The organism is Gammaproteobacteria bacterium (genome assembly GCA_027296625.1).
Lineage (GTDB): Bacteria > Pseudomonadota > Gammaproteobacteria > JAKEHO01 > JAKEHO01 > JAKEHO01.
The window spans coordinates 1-20,259 of sequence record JAPUIX010000101.1 but is presented as its reverse complement, the minus strand read 5'-3'; the positions used below and the strand labels follow the sequence as shown (position 1 = coordinate 20,259).

At 56.2% G+C, this 20,259-nt stretch carries 17 protein-coding genes and 1 other RNA gene; all 18 read left to right on the top strand.

Features of this window, described 5'->3' with window-relative positions:
- Window positions 1-67: 67 nt before the first annotated feature.
- The 18 genes from rnpB (at window position 68) to lpxC (ending at window position 19,526) form a co-directional block, all read left to right on the top strand.
- Window positions 68-454: RNase P RNA component class A (gene rnpB, locus O6944_05250), an RNA gene on the top strand.
- Between the two features lie 278 nt (window positions 455-732).
- Window positions 733-1,191 carry a division/cell wall cluster transcriptional repressor MraZ gene (gene mraZ / locus O6944_05245; protein ID MCZ6718543.1) on the top strand — a complete coding sequence of 153 codons (459 nt, stop codon included), beginning with the start codon at window positions 733-735 and terminating at the stop codon, window positions 1,189-1,191.
- A 6-nt stretch (window positions 1,192-1,197) separates the two neighbouring features.
- A complete protein-coding gene (gene rsmH, locus O6944_05240; GenBank protein MCZ6718542.1) occupies window positions 1,198-2,139 on the top strand; it encodes a 16S rRNA (cytosine(1402)-N(4))-methyltransferase RsmH in 942 nt (313 codons plus the stop codon).
- Window positions 2,136-2,399 carry a cell division protein FtsL gene (gene ftsL, locus O6944_05235; protein MCZ6718541.1) on the top strand — a complete coding sequence of 88 codons (264 nt, stop codon included), beginning with the start codon at window positions 2,136-2,138 and terminating at the stop codon, window positions 2,397-2,399. Before rsmH ends, ftsL begins: the two co-directional genes overlap by 4 nt.
- On the top strand, window positions 2,396-4,150 hold the full coding sequence (locus tag O6944_05230; GenBank protein MCZ6718540.1) for a penicillin-binding transpeptidase domain-containing protein: 1,755 nt from the start codon (window positions 2,396-2,398) through the stop codon (window positions 4,148-4,150). The genes ftsL and O6944_05230 overlap by 4 nt, the downstream gene beginning before the upstream one ends.
- The gene (locus O6944_05225; protein MCZ6718539.1) at window positions 4,147-5,676 is read left to right on the top strand and encodes a UDP-N-acetylmuramoyl-L-alanyl-D-glutamate--2,6-diaminopimelate ligase; all 1,530 of its coding nucleotides are present in this window, start codon (window positions 4,147-4,149) and stop codon (window positions 5,674-5,676) included. The genes O6944_05230 and O6944_05225 overlap by 4 nt, the downstream gene beginning before the upstream one ends.
- Complete coding sequence (locus O6944_05220; protein ID MCZ6718538.1) at window positions 5,673-7,019, top strand: UDP-N-acetylmuramoyl-tripeptide--D-alanyl-D-alanine ligase; 1,347 nt, start codon at window positions 5,673-5,675, stop codon at window positions 7,017-7,019. Before O6944_05225 ends, O6944_05220 begins: the two co-directional genes overlap by 4 nt.
- A 3-nt stretch (window positions 7,020-7,022) precedes the next feature.
- Window positions 7,023-8,105 (top strand): phospho-N-acetylmuramoyl-pentapeptide-transferase, encoded by a 1,083-nt coding sequence (mraY, locus tag O6944_05215; protein MCZ6718537.1) that lies wholly within the window; start codon window positions 7,023-7,025, stop codon window positions 8,103-8,105.
- A gap of 43 nt (window positions 8,106-8,148) precedes the next feature.
- Window positions 8,149-9,498 (top strand): UDP-N-acetylmuramoyl-L-alanine--D-glutamate ligase, encoded by a 1,350-nt coding sequence (gene murD, locus O6944_05210; GenBank protein ID MCZ6718536.1) that lies wholly within the window; start codon window positions 8,149-8,151, stop codon window positions 9,496-9,498.
- Window positions 9,495-10,703, top strand: a complete 1,209-nt coding sequence (gene ftsW / locus O6944_05205; GenBank protein ID MCZ6718535.1) for a putative lipid II flippase FtsW — start codon at window positions 9,495-9,497, stop codon at window positions 10,701-10,703. Before murD ends, ftsW begins: the two co-directional genes overlap by 4 nt.
- Window positions 10,693-11,775 carry an undecaprenyldiphospho-muramoylpentapeptide beta-N-acetylglucosaminyltransferase gene (gene murG / locus O6944_05200; protein ID MCZ6718534.1) on the top strand — a complete coding sequence of 361 codons (1,083 nt, stop codon included), beginning with the start codon at window positions 10,693-10,695 and terminating at the stop codon, window positions 11,773-11,775. Before ftsW ends, murG begins: the two co-directional genes overlap by 11 nt.
- A 16-nt stretch (window positions 11,776-11,791) precedes the next feature.
- Window positions 11,792-13,213, top strand: coding sequence for a UDP-N-acetylmuramate--L-alanine ligase (gene murC, locus O6944_05195; protein ID MCZ6718533.1), 1,422 nt, complete (start codon window positions 11,792-11,794; stop codon window positions 13,211-13,213).
- 61 nt (window positions 13,214-13,274) lie between these two features.
- Window positions 13,275-14,180: a UDP-N-acetylmuramate dehydrogenase gene (murB, locus tag O6944_05190; GenBank protein ID MCZ6718532.1), complete on the top strand. Its 906-nt coding sequence runs from the start codon at window positions 13,275-13,277 to the stop codon at window positions 14,178-14,180.
- A 33-nt stretch (window positions 14,181-14,213) separates the two neighbouring features.
- Window positions 14,214-15,164, top strand: a complete 951-nt coding sequence (locus tag O6944_05185) for a D-alanine--D-alanine ligase (GenBank protein ID MCZ6718531.1) — start codon at window positions 14,214-14,216, stop codon at window positions 15,162-15,164.
- A 105-nt stretch (window positions 15,165-15,269) separates the two neighbouring features.
- The gene (locus O6944_05180) at window positions 15,270-16,037 is read left to right on the top strand and encodes a cell division protein FtsQ/DivIB (protein MCZ6718530.1); all 768 of its coding nucleotides are present in this window, start codon (window positions 15,270-15,272) and stop codon (window positions 16,035-16,037) included.
- Between the two features lie 15 nt (window positions 16,038-16,052).
- Entirely contained in the window at window positions 16,053-17,288 is a 1,236-nt protein-coding gene (ftsA, locus tag O6944_05175; GenBank protein MCZ6718529.1) for a cell division protein FtsA, read from the top strand.
- 36 nt (window positions 17,289-17,324) lie between these two features.
- Window positions 17,325-18,458, top strand: coding sequence for a cell division protein FtsZ (gene ftsZ, locus O6944_05170; protein ID MCZ6718528.1), 1,134 nt, complete (start codon window positions 17,325-17,327; stop codon window positions 18,456-18,458).
- Between the two features lie 153 nt (window positions 18,459-18,611).
- Window positions 18,612-19,526 carry a UDP-3-O-acyl-N-acetylglucosamine deacetylase gene (gene lpxC / locus O6944_05165; GenBank protein MCZ6718527.1) on the top strand — a complete coding sequence of 305 codons (915 nt, stop codon included), beginning with the start codon at window positions 18,612-18,614 and terminating at the stop codon, window positions 19,524-19,526.
- Window positions 19,527-20,259 lie beyond the last annotated feature (733 nt).

Sequence of the window (20,259 nt, the reverse complement as noted above, 5' to 3'; positions counted from 1 at the left end):
GCTCACGGCAGGCCGACGGTTAGGGTGACTTGCAACCTTTTACCAATTCGCTGAAACTATTGGGTAGGGAGCCGACCGGGCAGTCGCTGTGGCTTTTGGCGCAGAGGAAAGTCCGGGCTCCACAGGGCAAGGTGCCAGGTAACGCCTGGGAGGCGCAAGCCTACGGAAAGTGCCACAGAAAAGAGACCGCCTACCCCCAATTGGGGCGGCAAGGGTGAAAAGGTGCGGTAAGAGCGCACCGCATCGGTAGTAATACCGGTGGCAAGGTAAACCCCACCTGGAGCAAGACCAAATAGGGGAACCAGCTGCTTTGCGGCGAGACGTGGCCCGCGTCGTTCCCGGGTAGGTCGCTAGAGGTGTGCGGCGACGTACACCCAAGATGAATGATTGCCACCGTAATAGGGCGGCGGCCCAAATTGCGGAACAGAACCCGGCTTACAGGTCGGCTCCCTTTCTCCTTTAGCGCCTGTTGACCTTGAGTGTTTTTGACTCCTAAATGACCTTAATAAACAACTACAAGTTAATGATATAAATTAACTTATTTCTGAAAAGTTTGTCCGTCTGCTGGCTGTTCACACAGCTTTTCGTCGCTAAGTCCCTGTTCGACAAGACAGATTTCTCGAAAGAAATCCTAAAGTTTTCTTGACATTGGCCTAGTGCTGTTCTTATATAATTCAAACGTGGGGAAAAGTGGGCCTATGTGGTTGAAAGTAGGAAAACAGGAGGCTGCGCGTGTTTCGAGGATCCAGCATACTCAGTGTGGATGTCAAAGGGCGAATCGCGATTCCGAGTCGCTATCGGGAGCGCCTCACGACGATCTGTGAAGGATTCTTGGTACTAACCCCGAACCCGCTGGATCGCTGCTTATGGTTATATCCATTGCCGGAGTGGGAGGTGATTGAGGCAAAGCTTGCCGACCTGTCTGACTTTGATAAACAGAGTCGGCGTGCCAAACAGATGATGCGTGGGTATGCAAATGATTGTCGGATGGATGCACAGGGGCGAATACTGCTACCGCAGCCGTTACGGGATTATGCGGGACTCGTTAAGCAGACAGTGATGCTGGGCCAGGGCAACAAATTTGAATTATGGGAAGAGACTGCTTGGAACCAGCAGCGCGATCAATGGCTAAAACAACTTGGCAAGGATTCGGATGCGCCCACGGAGGCGTTGCGAGCCTTGTCCCTCTAGGCATGAATGGACGCAGGTCGAGGTGAACACACACCGGCACTGGTGCAGGAGGTTCTGAACGGTCTCAATATCCGCCCTGCCGGCGTGTATGTTGACTGTACGTTTGGGCGCGGTGGTCATGCTGAGGCGATTCTCAAGCGCCTGGGTGAAGAGGGACATTTGCTGGCTATCGACAAGGATCCTGAGGCGGTTGCAGCCGCTCAGGATCAGTTTGCATCCGACGGGCGATTCGCTATCGAACAAGGCTCATATACGATGCTGTTATCCCTGGTGCAAAAACACGGCCATATTGGCAACGTCGATGGCGTTCTATTTGATCTTGGTGTCTCTTCGCCGCAGCTTGCCGATGCAGGCCGCGGCTTTAGTTTCAACCTAGACGGGCCTTTGGACATGCGCATGAACAGGCACACTGGGATAACTGCTGCACAATGGTTGAACGCCGCGACCCAACATGAGATCGCGGAAGTTCTCCATGACTATGGTGAAGAGCGTTATGCAGAGCGAGTAGCGCGAGCCATCATAGATGCCCGCAAAACCTCACCGATTACGCGCACAAGACAGTTAGCAAATATTGTGGTGGCAGCAAGCCCGACCCGCGAACGCAACAAGCACCCAGCTACACGAACATTCCAAGCGCTCCGAATCTTGATTAATCGTGAATTGGACGACCTTAACGAAGCGCTGTCCCAAGTAGTCCGCATTCTGGCGCCAGGCGGTCGGTTGTTAGTGATTAGCTTTCATTCCTTGGAAGATCGTTTGGTTAAACGCTTTATCAGAGACCAAGCGCGCGGCGATGCCTATCCGCAAGATATTCCCATAACGCAGACTGCGTTAAGACCCACATTACGGGCGGTGGGCCGCGTCATCCGGGCTACAGAGGAAGAGAAATCGCGAAACCCGCGTTCGCGGAGTGCCCGACTACGAATCGCCGAGAAGATAGCCGCATGAAACGTTTATTTTTTTTAGTTTTACTTACTGCAGTACTTGTTTCGGCGATTGAAGTCGTGGTCGCACGTCATCAGAGTCGCAGACTGTTTGTAGGGCTGGAAGACTTGAAAGGGGTACGCGACGCGCTAAATGAAGAATGGGGACGCTTGCAGTTGGAGCAGAGTACGTGGGCTACGGATGCTCGGGTTGAGTCGTTGGCGCATACAAAACTCGACCTGCGTGTACCCTCGATGAATGCGGTAGTGTTAGTGCCAGAATGACTGCGCAGAACACAGTGACGCGCTATGCGGCGAGACGCTGGTTATTGATGGGCTTGTTTGCCTTGGGTATGGGTGCTTTGCTGTGGCGGGCGGCTGATCTGCAACTGATGCGCAACGTCTTCCTGCAAGATCATGGAGACGCCCGATCACTGCGCGTAGTGGAGATCCCGGCGCACCGGGGGATGATTACAGATAGATACGGCGAACCGTTGGCTGTCAGCACGCCTGTTCATGCGGTATGGGCGACACCTCGTAAGCTTCTTGCAGGCGAAGGGCGCTTACCCGAGCTTGCCAAGCTGCTCAATATGGATGTGCGGGAACTCAAGACTCTTTTGGAGGATCGGGTTGGCCGAGAGTTCGTGTACCTTAGACGCCAGTTGGACCCTGGTCTTGCTCAACGGGTCGCGGCACTTGGTCTTCCAGGCGTGTCGCTCGGGCGGGAGTATCGTCGGTACTATCCAGCCAGCGAGGTGACCGCACATATCTTGGGCTTTACCAACGTAGATGACATCGGCCAGGAAGGGATTGAACTCGCCTTTGATAAATGGCTACGTGGCACGCCGGGCGCAAAACGGGTGTTGAAGGATCGCCTCGGGAGAATCGTCGAGAATGTTGAGAGCATCCGTCCCTCAAGCCCGGGGCAGGATCTGGTACTAAGCATCGATCGGCGCGTGCAGTATCTTGCTTATCGGGAGTTAAAGGCGGCGGTACAGCGTAACGCCGCCCGTGGCGGTTCGATCGTTATGCTCGATGCCAAAAGTGGGGAAGTGTTGGCGATGGTAAGCCAGCCTTCTTACAATCCAAATAATCGCGGCGGGTTGAAAAGAGATTATTTCCGTAACCGGGCGGTCACGGACGTCTTCGAGCCAGGTTCGGCCATCAAACCCTTTACCATTGCCAGTGCAATTGAGACCGGAAAATATACCCCGGCGACCGTCGTCGATACGCGACCAGGCTATATTTCCGTCGGTGGTCATACCATTCGCGACCTCCGAAACTACGGCGTGATTGATGTTGCAACAGTGATCAAAAAATCCAGCAACGTGGGCGCAAGCAAGATCGCGCTGTCGCTCGATCCCAAGGGATTATGGGCCATGTTAACAAATGTGGGTTTTGGGCAGATTACCGATAGCGGCTTTCCGGGTGAGGCATCGGGCCGTTTGGACGATTATCGGAGTTGGCCGGAGGTGGAACATGCCACGCTGGCTTTCGGTTATGGACTGTCAGTCACAGCCCTGCAACTGGCCCAAGCCTACACAGTCCTCGCTGCCAATGGTCTGCTATACGCCGTGACGTTACAGAAGTTGCAAGATAAACCCCAAGGCCAGCGCGTAATGAAGGAGTCGACTGCAGCGGCGGTCAGAAGCATGCTAGAAGCGGTCGTCCATGAGGGTGGTACAGGTCAGCTTGCCCAGATCACGGGTTACCGCGTCGCAGGGAAAACCGGCACGGTGCACAAGAGCACAGCCGGTGGATATGCTGAAGATCGTTATGTTTCTGTGTTCGCCGGTATGGCGCCGGCGACCCGCCCGCGGCTGGTCATGGTGGTCGTTATCGATGAACCCGGGGGTCATCAACACTTCGGTGGGCAGGTGGCGGCGCCCGTGTTTTCCAAGGTTATGGCTGGCGCCATGCGGCTGATGAACATCGCGCCGGACGATACGACGGGCCTTAAGCGCCAGCGGCTTGCCTACGTGAACGAGGTCAGTGACGGCGGGGCTGGCGGCCCTGTCCGGAGTTCCCCGCCATGATGGCTGCTCCGGCTCAGTCTGACGGGCATCGTCTGAGTACGCTCTTGGCCGACCTTTCGCCGGTGGATTCGGCGCATGACATCGTTGTCAGTGGACTGACGTTGGATAGTCGCAGCACAGCCCCGGGCGATCTCTTTCTAGCTTGTCGCGGCTCTCGGCAGAATGGGTGGCAGTTTATTGATGAAGCCATTCGTTCCGGGGCCGTTGCGGTTGTGGTGGAGGCAGAAGGGATACCGCTGCTTTCAAAGAAAAGCCAGCCTGTGCTGCCTGTCGCAGGGCTACGGGAAAAGGCTGGCATCATCGCGGACCGATTTTTTGGCCATCCATCGGGCGATCTCACGGTGATTGGCGTCACAGGGACCAACGGCAAGACTTCCGTTAGCCACTTTCTTGGCGAGGCCCTTGGGGGCAAATACGCCGCGGATCGTCGCTGTGGCGTCATTGGGACCTTGGGTTATGGGTTGTACGGTGATCTCCATCCCGGCATCAATACAACCCCTGATCCGGTGACATTGCACGCGCTCTTGGCTGGCATGGTGGATCGAGACGTACGCTACGCCGTGCTGGAAGTTTCTTCCCACGGCTTGGACCAAGGACGTGTCAACGGGGTCGCCTTCGATGTCGCGGTGTTAACAAATTTAAGTCGTGATCACTTGGATTATCACGGTGATATGACTCGCTATGCCAAAGCCAAGAGCCAGTTGTTTGAGACGATGACCCTCAAACATGCGGTGTGCAATTCGGATGATGAGTTCGGCAGGGCGATTGTGGATTCGCTGCCTGCGCAGGTAAATCCTGTGACCTACGGGCTAGATGGGTTTGTGTCACACGCGAAGCGCATGCGACGACCGAGGGTTCTAGGCCGGTTACGCTCTGGAAATCGCCTAGGGGTGGCGATAGATGTATTCACCCCGTGGGGTGATGGGCTGCTTGAAACGGATCTGATCGGTCAATTTAATGCATACAACCTGCTCGCGGCGCTTGCGGCGGTGTGTGCCATCGGCGTGCCATTTGACGTTGCGCTAACGAGGTTAAGCGCGGCGCCGAGTCTTCCCGGGCGCATGGAACGTTTCGGGAAAGCAGACGGACAACCGCTCGTGGTGGTGGATTATGCCCATACACCCGAGGCGCTCCAACAGGTCTTGAAGTCAGTTAGGGCCCTCTGCGTGGGGAGACTCTGGTGTGTATTCGGTTGTGGTGGCGACAGGGATCCAGGAAAGCGCCCCATGATGGGAGCGGCGGCCGAGGCGTATGCTGACGATATTGTGCTCACCAGCGATAACCCACGCAATGAGGACCCCGATGTCATCATCGATGACATTTTGACAGGTGTCCGGGATAAGGCGCGTGTCCGAATACAGCCTGATCGAGCCCGTGCCATCGGCGAGGTGCTGAACGCGTTGAAGGCAGGGGACATCGTTGTCGTTGCCGGCAAGGGACACGAGGCCTATCAAGAGATCGGTTCTGAGCGGCGGCCGTTTAGTGACCGTGACCTTATCCAGAGCCTCCTCCGGGGAATGGAATGATCAACATGCGTCTCTCCGAGGCTGCCCAGGCACTCGATGCAACCTGTCAGGGCACCGACGTGGATTTTCGCGGGTGTAGTACGGACACACGGACGTTATGCAGCGGCGAACTTTTCATTGCGCTGCGCGGGCAGCGATTTGATGGTCATCAGTTTGTTCCCCACGCGCAACAAAGAGGGGCGCGGGCCGCCATGGTGGAATACTTGGAGAGCGATCGCCTGCCTGCCGTGGTTGTGAATGACACACGTGTCGCGATGGGGCGACTCGCTGGCGCGTGGCGTATGCGCTTCGATATACCTGTGATTGCTGTCACAGGCAGCAACGGTAAAACCACTGTGAAGGAAATGCTGAATTCGATCCTGTCGTTGAAGGCGCCGGTGTTAGCGACCCAAGGTAATCTGAACAACGAGATCGGTGTGCCGCTGACCCTGTTTGATCTTGACGACAGCCATCACTTCGCAGTCATCGAGATGGGCGCCAATCACGCAGGTGAAATTGCATGGTTGAGTCAGACAGGGAGACCCACTGTGGCGCTGATCACTCACTGTGGCCCAACTCATCTCGAAGGATTCGGTGATATCGAGGGAGTAGCACGGGCAAAGGGGGAGGTCTTCCAAGGTCTGCCGGAAGATGGGGTTGCCGTAATCAATGCGGACGATGCCTATGCGGGCCTGTGGTACAAGATGGCCGCACCGCGCCGATGCCTCACCTTTGCCTCAAACGGTTCTGCCGACGTTAAGGCCGGTTTAATCGACCGTTCCCCCGAGCAAAGTCGCTTTGTGTTGAAAAGCGGGTCAGGCACCGTAGATATTACACTTTCGCTTCCCGGTAAACACAATGTTATGAATGCCTTGGCGGCAACAGCTTGTGCACTTGCCGTGGGCATTGATCTCGAATTGATCAAGCGAGGATTGGAATCGATGCGGCCAGTGTGCGGGCGGTTGCAAAGCAAACGCGGGCCGCATGGCTCGCGATTATTAGATGACAGTTATAACGCCAATCCCGCATCTTTGCAGGCAGCGCTGGATGTGCTGGCTGATTTCGAGGGAAAGCGTTGGTTGGTGTTAGGTGATATGGGGGAATTGGGCTCGGCAGCCGCGAACTTGCATGAGTCCGTGGGCGCACTTGCGCGCAAAGCCGGCGTCGAACGGATGTACGCCATTGGTGATTTGAGCCGCCTTGCGGCAAAGACATTCGGCAAAGGCGCCCATCATTATGAGCAGGCCGATCAGCTCATCACCGCTTTGGCGGCTGGCCTTCACGAGGACGTTACCGTCCTTATCAAGGGATCGCGATCGATGCACATGGAACAGGTGGTGGCATCGCTCGCAGAGGGGAACTGAGCCATGTTGCTACTGTTCACCGAATATCTCACACGATTCCACAGCGGTTTTAATGTATTCCAGTATCTCACACTGAGGACTATCCTTGGCGCGTTAACAGCCCTATTGATTTCCCTTTTGGTTGGACCGTTTCTGATTCGTAGACTGAACCATTATCAAATCAGTCAAAGCGTCCGCGATGATGGTCCCAATACGCATCTTTCCAAATCTGGTACGCCCACTATGGGTGGGTTACTGATCTTGGTTTCAATTGCAGTCAGCACCTTGTGTTGGGCCGATCTGAGCAACCGTTTCGTATGGGTGGTGCTCGCAGTGACAGTGATGTTCGGGGCCATCGGATGGGCCGACGATTACCGCAAGCTCGTGCGACGAGATCCGACGGGGCTTAAGCCACGTTATAAATATTTTTGGCAGTCCGTTGCTGGCCTCGCGGCTGCGGTCTTTCTTTTTGTGACGGCGACTGTTCCGGCAGAGACAGAACTCATTGTGCCTTTTGTCAAGGCCGTCGCGGTAGACCTCGGTTGGGTCTTTGTTTTGCTCGCCTATTTTGTCATTGTCGGCACCAGCAATGCGGTGAATCTCACCGATGGGCTTGATGGGCTGGCGATTCTGCCGACGGTGATGGTGGCGGGTGCCTTGGCGATGTTTGCTTATGTCGCCGGTAACTTTAATATCGCGCATTACCTTGGGATCCCGTATGTGCCTGGCGTTGGGGAAGTGAGCGTGTTCTGTGGTGCGATGGTCGGGGCGGGGCTTGGCTTTTTGTGGTTCAACACCTATCCCGCGCAAGTGTTCATGGGCGATATCGGGGCCTTGTCCCTAGGCGCGGCCCTGGGTGTTGTGGCGGTTGTCGTTCGCCAGGAGATCGTGCTCCTCATCATGGGTGGCGTGTTCGTCATGGAAACTGTATCTGTGATCTTACAGGTGACTTCCTACAAGCTGACCGGACGGCGTCTTTTCCATATGGCGCCGTTGCATCATCATTTTGAGCTCAAGGGCTGGCCAGAACCGAGGGTCATTGTGCGTTTCTGGATTATTACGGTGATTTTGGTGTTGATTGGTCTGTCGAGTTTGAAGATTCGTTGAGGGAGCCTGGACTTTGGGCGTTGCCGAGGTATTGATTTCAGAAATGCAGCAAGGTGCTACGCGATATCACAGTGTGATCGTTGGTCTCGGTAAGACTGGAATTGCCTGTGCACGTTTGCTAGCCCGCGAAGGTGTTGACTTTGCGGTGACGGATAGCCGAGAGCAACCGCCTGCGCTTGCATCGCTTAAGCAGGAGTTGCCCGATGTCCCCCTGTATCTTGGCCGTTTTGATCCGGCTCTACTGGGTCAGGCGGGACAGTTGCTCATCAGTCCCGGTGTGTCCCTCAAAGAACCCGCAATCCAACAGGCCATTGCGCGCGGTGTACCGGCTTTGGGGGACGTGGAGCTCTTTTGTCATCATGCCGAAGCACCGGTGGTCGCGGTAACCGGTTCGAATGGCAAGAGTACAGTCACCACGCTCCTTGCGGAAATGGCACGCCGTGCCGGCCGCGATGTGCGTGTGGGTGGCAACCTTGGCAAGCCGTCCGTTGATCTGATTGGCGAGCGGCCGCCTGATTTGTATGTGCTGGAGCTGTCGAGTTTCCAGTTGGAGACAACGTACTCGCTACGTGCAGCCGCTGCGGCCGTGCTTAATGTCACGCCCGATCACATGGACCGGTACGCCGATGTGGGTGCGTACGCGCGCGCAAAGGAGCGCATCTACGTTGGCGCAGGGACCCTGGTCATTAACAGCGATGACCCGTTGGTGGCCGCTATGGGCCAAGAAGGAAGGGAAGTGCTCCTATTTACTCTCGGTGAGTCGGGAGACTCGGACTTTGGTGTCAAAATGCGCGGCGGGAAGCCTTGGTTAGCACACGGATCCCGCTGTCTCATGCCGGTGGCGGAGCTCCAGATGCAAGGTTATCACAATGTTGCTAATGCGTTGGCGGCCTTAGCCCTTGGTACGGCCATGGGGTTTCCCCTTGCTGCCATGCGAGATGCATTGCGCGACTTTCAGGGGCTCGCGCACCGCTGTCAGTGGGTCTTCTGTTCAAAGAATGTCAATTGGTACAACGATTCAAAGGGCACCAATGTGGGTGCAACCTGCGCGGCTATCAAAGGATTATCGGACAAGGGCCGACTCGTACTCATCGCGGGCGGAGATGCGAAGGGCGCGGATTTTTCACCCCTTGTGACGGTCGCGCAAGGAAAGTTACGTGCGGCGGTACTGATGGGCCGGGATGCATCGTTAATCGAACAACGATTGAAGGGTATCACCCATGTCGAACGTGCAAAGGACATGACGGACGCTGTTGCCAAGGCAAACGATCTCGCGCACACGGGTGATATCGTGTTGCTGTCTCCAGCGTGTGCGAGTTTCGACATGTACTCCGACTATGCCGCTCGGGGTGACGCCTTCGTCTCGTCCGTGCATGAGGTGTTGGCAGAATGACAGGCCCGGGCCACAGACATCCCTCGGTAGGCATGGTAAAGACAGCAACGCCGCATGGGTTATTGGGGGGATACGATGCGTGGCTTATTGGTGTTGTCCTTCTCTTGATTGCAATTGGTCTTGTGATGGTCGCCTCATCGTCGATCACCATCGCCGAGCGCCGTTTTCACGAGCCCCTTTACTATTTTTGGCGTCAATCGTTCTCCGTGCTGATTGGTCTCGTGCTGGCCGTGATCGTGATGAAAATACCCCTGGTCTTTTGGCGAAAGGTTAGCGTCATCCTGCTTTCGGTAGGCATTTTGCTCCTGGTTATGGTCTTGGTACCTGGCGTTGGGAGGGAAGTGAACGGCAGCATGCGCTGGATCGGCATGGGGCCGTTCGCAATACAGGCCTCTGAGCCTGTGAAGCTGTGCGTTATCGCGTATCTTGCCGGGTATCTTGTTCGTCATGAGATGCAGGTTCGGGAGACCTTTGGTGGTTTCAGCAAGCCTGTAGGCGTACTTACGATCATATCCGGTCTGCTCCTCTTGGAGCCGGACTATGGCGCTGGTGTGCTCCTGTTTGCAACCGCGCTGGGCATGCTCTTTGTCGGCGGTGTACCACTTACTCGTTTTGCCGCTTGGGGCATTGTCGCGATCGGTGCGTTGTTAAGCATCGCGACACTTGCGCCCTACCGATTGGAACGGTTAATGAGCTTTATCAATCCTTGGGCAGACCCCTACAACAGCGGCTTTCAATTGACTCAGGCGCTGATTGCATTCGGGCGCGGTGAATGGTTTGGCGTTGGACTTGGCGGCAGCGTCCAGAAGCTGTTTTATTTGCCGGAGGGCCACACAGACTTTGTGTTTGCTGTGATCGCCGAAGAGTTGGGCTTTCTGGGCATTGCCTTAGTGATTGGGTTGTTTTGCTTTGTGGTTTGGCGGGCATTCGTGATCGGGCAATTAGCCGAGCGGGTTGGACTGTTATTTGCTGCCTATCTCGCATACGGGTGCGGTCTTGTCATCGGTCTGCAAGCGTTTATCAACATGGGCGTTAATCTCGGCGTCTTACCAACGAAAGGTTTGACGCTGCCACTGATGAGCTATGGCGGCAACAGTGTAGTGGTGACCTGTATTCTCTTCGGTTGGTTATTGCGTGTCGGCTATGAAGCACGCCGTGCTGAGTTTCAACCGATCTCTAGGCCAGCGGCAAGCTATGTCACATAGACCGCTCCTGATTATGGCTGGTGGTACGGGAGGGCACGTTTATCCCGCGCTTGCGGTAGCAGAGCACTTACGCGAGTGCGGTGTGCCCCTACTGTGGCTCGGTACACGTCACGGCTTGGAAGCGCGCCTTGTCCCTGCGAAGGGGTTTCGTCTATTGACGATCACGATATCTGGACTTCGAGGCAAAGGATTTAGCAGCTGGTTATTGGCGCCTATCTATCTCACTGTGGCCCTCGTTCAGTCGCTCTTGATCCTGTGCCGCCGTCGGCCCGCTGTGGTGCTTGGTATGGGTGGATTCGTTGGTGGACCCGGGGGCATTGCCGCATGGCTTATGCGCATACCGCTCTTAATCCACGAACAGAACGCCATCGTTGGTACAACCAATCGGTGGATCGCACCACTTGCGCACACGGTGATGGAGGCCTTTCCAGGGACGTTTTCCAAACCCCGCCATGCTGTTTGTACGGGCAACCCTGTTCGTGCTGAGATTGCCGCGATTGTACCTCCCGACAGGCGCCTTGACCCGACTCGCCCCGTCATGCGCATTTTAGTGCTGGGGGGTAGCCAGGGCGCACGTATCTTGAATGAAGTGATACCGAGCGCTCTGGCGCGTGAGGGCTCCGCCCTCAGTACCGAGGTGTGGCACCAGAGCGGGCCCAAGCATTATGCCGAGACAAAGGCGCGGTACGCGGAAAATGGGGTCCAAGCCCGAATCGAAGCCTACATCGATGATGTAGCCGCTGCCTATGCTTGGGCTGATGTGGTTGTGTGCCGCGCGGGCGCATTGACGATCTCGGAACTGTCAATCGCCGGAGTTGCCTCTATCCTCGTGCCGTTCCCGTATGCTGTCGACGACCATCAGATGGCCAATGCGCGTCACCTTGTGGATGCGGGTGCGGCGCTGCTCATGCCACAACCAGGTTTCGATGAAGGCCGCCTCGCTGAATTGCTGGCAGATCTTCACGCGTCGCGGAAGCGTCTCATTGCGATGGCAAGAAAAGCGCGAGAACTGGCGCGACCCGATGCAACCCAACACGTCGCAGCGTTGTGTATGGAGGTCATCGGTGGTTGATTCCAACAGTCATGGCATGGGCCGCGTGCGGCGTGTCCATTTTGTCGGTATCGGCGGGGCCGGCATGGGAGGCATTGCGGAGGTATTGCACACGTTGGGCTATGACGTGTCGGGTTCGGACCTGCAGGACAATGCAATGACGCAGCGCTTGGGGGAACTCGGGGTGACTGTGTTGATTGGGCACAATCCGAACTATGTGGACGGAACCGATGTGGTAGTGGCCTCCAGCGCCGTGCCGCCCGAGAATCCGGAACTGGTCGCCGCCCGTCGGCAACGCATCCCGATCGTGCCGCGCGCTGAGATGCTGGCGGAACTGATGCGTTTCCGCGAGGGTATTGCCGTCGCGGGGACACATGGTAAGACCACGACAACAAGCCTCATTGCTAGTCTTCTTGCAGAAGGAAGCTTGGACCCCACGTTCGTTATTGGGGGGCAGCTCACGAGCGCCGCTTCCCATGCGTGCCTTGGTGCTGGTAAGTACCTCGTCGCCGAGGCGGACGAGAGCGACGGCTCGTTCCTGCGTCTTAAGCCGGTTATTGCGGTGTTGACAAGTATCGATAGCGATCATATGGGAACCTACGGCGGCGATTTCCGGCGCCTGCGCCAGAGTTTTGTGGAGTTTCTCCATCAGCTTCCCTTCTACGGTCTTGCAGTGCTGTGCTTGGACGATCCCGGGGTGCAAGAGATTTTGCTGCAAGTATCCAGACCCGCACTCACCTACGGGGTGGATGAACCGGCCGATATCCGTGGCGCGCATCTTCGACAGCATGGATCACGTATGACGTTTCGGGTAACGCGTCCAGGAGCCGCAGACTGGCTCGAAGTGAATCTTAATTTGCCCGGGAAGCATAACGTTCTCAACGCACTTGCCGCCATTGCCGTTGCCAGAGAGTTAGGGGTTACCGATGACGCTATCTGTCGGGGTTTGTCGGAGTTCCAGGGGATCGCACGGCGCTTTCAGGTCATCGGGCAGATCAATCTAGCTCACGTCACGGCTTTACTCATTGACGATTATGGCCACCACCCTCGAGAGGTCGCCGCGACCATTCAAGCGATTCGAGACGGCTGGCCAGATCGGCGCCTGGTCGTGGCATTTCAGCCCCATCGCTTTACGCGCACCCGCGATCTCTTCGAGGATTTTACCCGAGTGTTATCCGAGGCGGACGTGCTGTTGTTGTTGGAGGTCTACGCAGCAGGTGAACCGCCGCTCACCGGGGCCGACAGCAGGACCCTATGCCGCGCAATTCGCCTTCGGGGCAAGGTCGATCCACTCTTCGTTGAGCAACCATCCGATCTGTTATCAATGCTCCCCGGCGTTTTACATGACGGCGATGTGGTGTTGACCCTGGGTGCCGGCACGATCGGAACAGTAGCGCAGAGATTGCTCAAGGCGTTTCCGGCAACGGCTCGCCGCCCATACCGATTGAAGAGCGTCTGATCAGATGCAAGACATGGGCGGTGAGAACCTTTTGGGCTCGTACCCACAGGACCAATGGAATATGAGTGAGGACGCGACGCTGAATAATCTCCAGGGAGAATTGAGACACAATGAGCCGATGGCGCGCCACAGCGCCTGGCGGGTTGGCGGCGTAGCGGATCGATTCTATGTGCCCGCGACTCTCAATGACCTCACCGCGTTTGTCTCGAAATTGGCAGATGGCGAGCCGCTTATTTGGATCGGATCGGGCACCAATCTGTTGGTGCGCGATGGAGGTATCCGGGGGACCGTGGTCTCACCCGCCGGTGCGCTGCAGCGGATCGAGCGCACTGACCGATGCGCCGTGCGGGTTGAGGCGGGCGTGGGCTGTCCCAAGGTGGCTCGCTTTAGTGCCGGTGAGGGCCTCACCGGTGCCGAATTCTTATCAGGTATTCCCGGCACGGTGGGCGGCGCGCTGGCCATGAACGCCGGCGCCTTTGGTGGCCAGACTTGGGACATTGTCGATAGGGTCCAGACGCTGGACCGACGCGGACGGCTGCGCTTGCGGGATGTGTCTGAGTTCACGCCGGCATACCGCACCGTGAAAGGACCCGCCGACGAGTGGTTCGTTGCAGCCCATTTTAGGCTCACCCGTGATGAGACGGGTAGAGGTGACGAACGGATCCGGGCGCTCCTCGCTAAGCGCGCTAAAGCGCAACCGTTGGGTCAACCGAGTTGTGGTTCCGTGTTCCGTAACCCCCCCGGCGACTTCGCTGCCAGGCTCATTGAGGTGTGCGGTCTTAAGGGTGCATGTGTGGGTGATGCCTGCGTTTCCGACAAGCACGCGAATTTTATTGTCAATCTTGGTCAAGCAACAGCGACAGATATTGAGGCTTTGATGACGCGAATCCGTGAACGGGTGAAAGAGCGCTTTGCCATAGAGCTTGTACCGGAGGTCATCATTCTTGGAGAGACGCAGTCCACATGATGCGCAGGATAGGGAAAAGGATGGGATGACGGCGTGCAAGCTGCTGTGGGCAAAGGACGCGCGTTGCCGGCTCGCTTCGGCAAGGTGGCGGTGTTAATGGGCGGCACATCGGCAGAGCGCGAGATTTCGCTGGAAAGTGGTGGCGCGGTTCTCGCTGCGCTACAGCGACAGGGCGTCAACGCTCATGCTATCGACGCTGGCGATGGTGTCCTGAAGATGCTGGACGGGGCGGGTTACGACCGGGTGTTCATCGCTCTGCATGGGCGCGGCGGCGAAGACGGCGTGATCCAGGGTGCGTTAGAGACCATTGGTCTGCCCTATACCGGCAGCGGTGTACTTGGATCGGCGCTTACGATGGATAAATGCCGCAGCAAACGCATTTGGATGAGTGCAGGGTTACCGACCCCAGACTTTACCGAGTTGAATACAGAGACCGATGTGGATGCCGTGTGTGACGCGCTAGGCCTGCCCTTGATGTTGAAGCCAGTACGGGAAGGGTCGAGCCTCGGAGCGAGCAAGGTCACCGATCGAGGTAGCTTTGATCAAGCCAGGCAGTTGGCCGCTCAGTTTGACCATCGGGTCATGGCTGAACGTTGGATCGAAGGAGAAGAATACACGGCTTCAATTCTTAAGGGCCAAGTGTTGCCGCTCATCAAGGTACAGACGCCACGTACCTTTTATGACTATACGGCGAAGTACAACGATGAGAACACGCGCTACATCTGCCCTTGTGGTTTTGATGCTGGCCAGGAGGAGGACCTGGCAGAACTCGCCCTTCGCGCTTTTGCCTTGTTGGGGGCGCGTGGCTGGGGACGCGTTGATTTGATATTGGATAACGTGGGGAATCCTTGGCTTATCGAGGTCAACGCGGTGCCGGGCATGATGTCGCACAGCCTCGTACCGATGGCCGCGAGGGTCGCCGGTATCGATTTCGATGATCTTGTGTTGCGGATCCTGGAAACCACCATGGATACCGTCGAGTAGTAACGGTATGTGGTTGGTTCGTCCAGTGATCGATCAAATGGGATTAGTCATCTCATCGCGAGATGAACGGAGAGATTAAACGAAAGATTGCGAACGGGATTGCCAATGGCTGTAAGTGAAGCAAATGCACTGAACGATGCACCGTGCGTTGAAGCGTCTGGCGGCAGGCACCCGTCGATGGTTGGGATCGTATTGTTGCTCGCTACGGTGGTTGCGGCGGGTTGGGGCAGTTTGCATCTCACAGACCCCAATAAGCTGCCGATTCGGCAAGTCCGGATCGCGGGCGCGTTTCGGCATTTGTCCCCGGGCGAGCTGCAGTCTCTGGTGGTGAGTCATGTGCAAGGCGGGTTTTTCACGGTGGATGTTGAGGCGATCCGTCGTGCCCTGCTGGCTGACCCCTGGGTCGAACAGGTGTCGGTTCGTAGGCAATGGCCGGATGGTCTGACTGTGTACGTAAGGGAGCACATTGCGGTTGCAAGGTGGGGGGAGAAAGGATTGTTGAACGTGGAGGGCGAATTTTTCAGCCCGGACAAAAATACCTTTCCGCAACACCTTACGGAATTGAATGGGCCCGAAGGGACACGACCGCAGTTGCTCGACCGGCTTCGCGTATTGAGAGTGGCTTTGAGTCATGCCGGCAGGGATGTGGTGAAGCTCAGCTTGAGTGACCGGCGTGCGTGGAGTTTTGAATTGGACGATGGCCTTACGGTTATTGTCGGGCGCAAGGACTTTGGTGACCGCGTACGGCGGTTTGCCCGGGTGTTTCCCACAGCGTTGAGCAGCCGGATTGCGGACATCGATCGAGTCGATCTGCGCTATACGAATGGTTTTGCGGTTCGCTGGAAACACGCAAATCCGAAGACGCAAGGGTAAGAGAGCGGGAGAGCAATGGTGAAGAAGCCTGATTCGAATCTAATCGTTGGTTTGGACATCGGTACGTCCAAGGTCGCTGCTATTGTCGGTGAGCAATCCATGGATGGCGAGGTCGAGATCATCGGAATTGGGTCCAACCGTTCCCGAGGGCTCAAAAAAGGCGTCGTGGTGAATATCGAATCCACGGTGCAGTCAATACAGCGTGCGATCGAGGAAGCCGAACTCATGGCGGGCTGTCAGATCCACTCCGTATTTGCAGGCATTGCCGGCAGCCACATCCGTAGCCTCAATTCCCACGGTATTGTGGCCATTCGGGATAGTGAAATTGTCCTCGGCGACGTTGATAGAGTTATCGACGCTGCCCGTGCCGTGGCGATTCCGGCTGACCAGAAGATCCTGCACATCCTGCCGCAGGAGTTCATCATCGATAAGCAGGGGGGTGTTCGTGAACCTGTCGGCATGTCCGGTGTGCGGCTAGAAGCGAAGGTGCATATGGTGACCGGGGCAGTGAGCGCAGCCCAGAATGTAACCAAATGCATCCGCCGGTGTGGGCTTGAGGTGGATGACATCATGCTGGAACAATTGGCCTCTAGTTACGCGGTTCTCAGCGAGGATGAAAAGGCACTGGGGATCTGCTTGGTCGATGTCGGGGGTGGAACCACTGACATCGCGGTCTTTACCGATGGGGCAGTCTACCATACGGCCGTTATCCCAATTGCGGGTGACCAGGTGACGAACGATATTGCTGTGGCACTACGTACGCCCACGCAGCACGCCGAGGATATCAAAGTGAAGTACGCGTGCGCCCTGACCCAGTTAGCTAATGCAGATGAAACAATCGAGGTACCTAGTGTGGGCGAGCGTCCCCCGCGTCGGCTCGCGCGCCAGGCGCTTGCGGAGGTTGTGGAGCCGCGTTACGAAGAGTTATTTACGCTGGTGCAAGCTGAACTGAGGCGCAGCGGCTACGAGGATCTAATCGCCGCCGGGATCGTGTTAACAGGCGGTAGCGCCAAGATGGAAGGCGCGGTCGAGTTGGCAGAGGAGATTTTTCATATGCCCGTGCGTGTTGGCGTGCCCCAATACATCAGTGGCCTGTCGGATGTGGTGAAAAATCCCATCTATTCAACCGCAGTGGGGCTAGTGTTGTTTGGGCTCAAACAACGTCAAGACGCTATGCCGCAGATACGCATGAATAGTGGTGTAAGGGGCGTGTGGGAACGGACGAAGCATTGGGTCCAAGGCAATTTTTAGGCTTAGGGATTGGGTTGATAACTAGGAGGATACACCATGTTCCAATTAGTGGATGTTGATAACCAGACTGCCGTCATTAAGGTTATCGGGGTTGGGGGCGGTGGCGGAAACGCGGTCAACCATATGTTGGGTGTCAGTATTGAAGGGGTTGATTTTATCTGTGCGAATACTGACGCCCAGGCCCTCAAAAACTCACCGGCCCACACAGTGCTCCAGTTAGGAAGCAGCGTTACCAAGGGACTCGGGGCAGGTGCCGATCCGGAAATCGGACGGCAAGCAGCACTGGAAGACCGTGACCGGATCATGGATGTCCTTGAGCACGCTGATATGGTGTTTATCACCGCGGGGATGGGCGGTGGCACCGGCACTGGCGCTGGACCCATCGTCGCACAAGCGGCCAAGGAAATGGGGATCCTAACCGTTGCCGTGGTCACCCGGCCCTTCGCGTTCGAGGGAAGAAAACGGGCACAGATTGCCGATGACGGCATCAAGGAGCTCAGTGAATACGTCGATTCGCTGATTACTATCCCGAATGAAAAACTGCTGAGTGTGCTCGGAAGGAACGTGAGCCTCTTAGATGCCTTTAAGGCCGCCAACGATATCCTTTTGAATGCTGTACAAGGTATTGCTGAACTCATCACCCGTCCCGGCCTGATTAATGTGGATTTTGCGGACGTACGCACGGTGATGTCGGAGATGGGTATGGCCATGATGGGTTCAGGGAGGGCCACAGGTGAGGATCGATGCAGGGTGGCGGCCGAGGCCGCAATCTCCAGCCCCTTACTCGAAGACGTTAATCTGTCTGGCGCCCGCGGCATTTTGGTGAATATCACCGCCGGAATGGATATGACCATCGGGGAGTTTGACGAGGTCGGCACCACGGTCAAGGAATTTGCGTCCGATAATGCCACAGTTTTGGTGGGAACAGTCATTGATCCAGAAATGCACGGAGAGATGCGGGTCACTATTGTTGCAACGGGTCTCGGCCAGGTTAGCAGAGAAGAATCCGGTCGTGTAAAGCTGCTACAGAGCTCAAGTGGGGAGATCGACTACAAGGTCTTGGATAGGCCGACGGTTATCCGAAACCAGTCACCGGAGGACGTTGTTCCACCCGATCCGAACCCTGACTATCTGGATATTCCGGCTTTTCTACGCCGTCAGGCCGATTGACCGGGTCTAGACTTTGTCTAGCTTTTGTCGCTTGACAGGTGGAACGTTTACCCGTAAAAGGTGTCGAAACTAAGCGAGAGGCCCCGCTAGTACGAGCACCGGTAACGGTTAGGGGTCATGGGGGGATTTGGGCACGCATAAGTCCAATAACCAATGATAAGGCAACGTACCCTAAAAAATGTTATCCGGGCGACCGGGGTCGGGCTACACACTGGGAAAAAGGTTTACCTGGTCCTGCGGCCGGCACCAGCCAATACTGGTATTGTCTTCAGGCGCATCGACCTGGAGCCCTCCGTAGATATTAAAGCAACGCCCGACAATGTCGGGGATACTTCCCTTGCCACCACCCTCATCAAAGATGGCGTACGCATCGCCACGGTTGAGCATCTCCTTTCCGCCTTTGCGGGATTTGGCATCGATAATGCGTACATCGATCTCAGCGCCGATGAAGTACCCATCATGGACGGCAGCGCAGGGCCGTTTGTATTTTTAATTCAATCCGCTGGCGTGGAAGAGCAAAATGCGGTTAAGCGCTATATCCGAATCAAGCATAAGGTACGGGTCGAGGACGGAGACAAGTGGGCGATGGTTGAGCCCTTTGAAGGGTTCAAGGTGGGATTTACTATTGAGTTCGATCACCCCGTGTTCAAGGAGAGGGATGGCTTTGCCGAGATCGACTTTTCAACGACGTCGTTCGTAAAAGAAGTGTCACGTGCGCGTACCTTTGGGTTCAGACGCGATGTGGAGTTGTTACAAGAAAGAAATCTTGCACTAGGTGGCAGCTTGGACAATGCAGTGGTCGTCGATGACTATCGGATATTGAACGAGGACGGCCTACGTTATAACGACGAATTTGTGAAACACAAGATTCTGGATGCGATCGGCGACCTCTATCTGTTAGGCCACGGTCTAGTCGGCGCCTTTCGCGGATATAAGTCCGGCCATGCACTGAATAATCGTTTATTAAAGGCAATATTAGCTGACGCCGACGCTTGGGAGCTGGTGAGTTACAAGGATGAGGTAGAGGTACCCATCTCTTATATGCAACCATTGGCGGCGAGTTGGTAAGTGCAGCCATCCCGGGCCGTTACGGCCCGATGCGGCGGTGCCGGCAATGATGTTAGTGTCGAGATAGTCTCAGGAGAACTGAGCGCAGCATTGGATCCGGCACGGAAGCTGCAACCTTGCGGAGTAATCTAGCAGTATCGGGCGTGATCTTCATTCGGCGTGCGTTCTGGTTGCGGGACCCGCATTCTGGCAGAAGGACCCTAATCCGTATCGAGTGCAGTGTTTTTAGGCCGCATTGATCTTGCATATACTTTAGAATGTCAGGGATACGATAGCGTAGCCGCGCCGCCCAGACCGGCGAATCCGCGTGCAGTATCAACACTTCGTTGTTTATATTCGTTACTGCACAGTGCTGGCTTAGTGGTGGCTTAATATAGTTTTGCAGCTCAGTGGTGAGCTGTTGAAGATGCCGCGCTCGATGGACAAGCGCGCGAATATGGCCTGAGCTTCGCCCGAGGAGGTGACCTAAGTCCGTTGGTTGGATAGTGGGGGTCGGTGACATGGATTAGTCCAGGTTGAGCTTAGGGGGTCATTGGCCATCGTGTCAGGATAATTATAAATGGAAGTCATTGTCGTATCAAAATCGCAATGTCGGTCATCACGGGTTGGGGTCGGGCTTGGCACGGTGTTGTGGGTATTGTTGTTGGTGGTGGTGTTGGGGAGCGGGGTATTTTTTGGTGGGATGCATTATGGCTTGGAGGAGAGGGTTGAGCGGCTGTTGTGGCAATCGGAT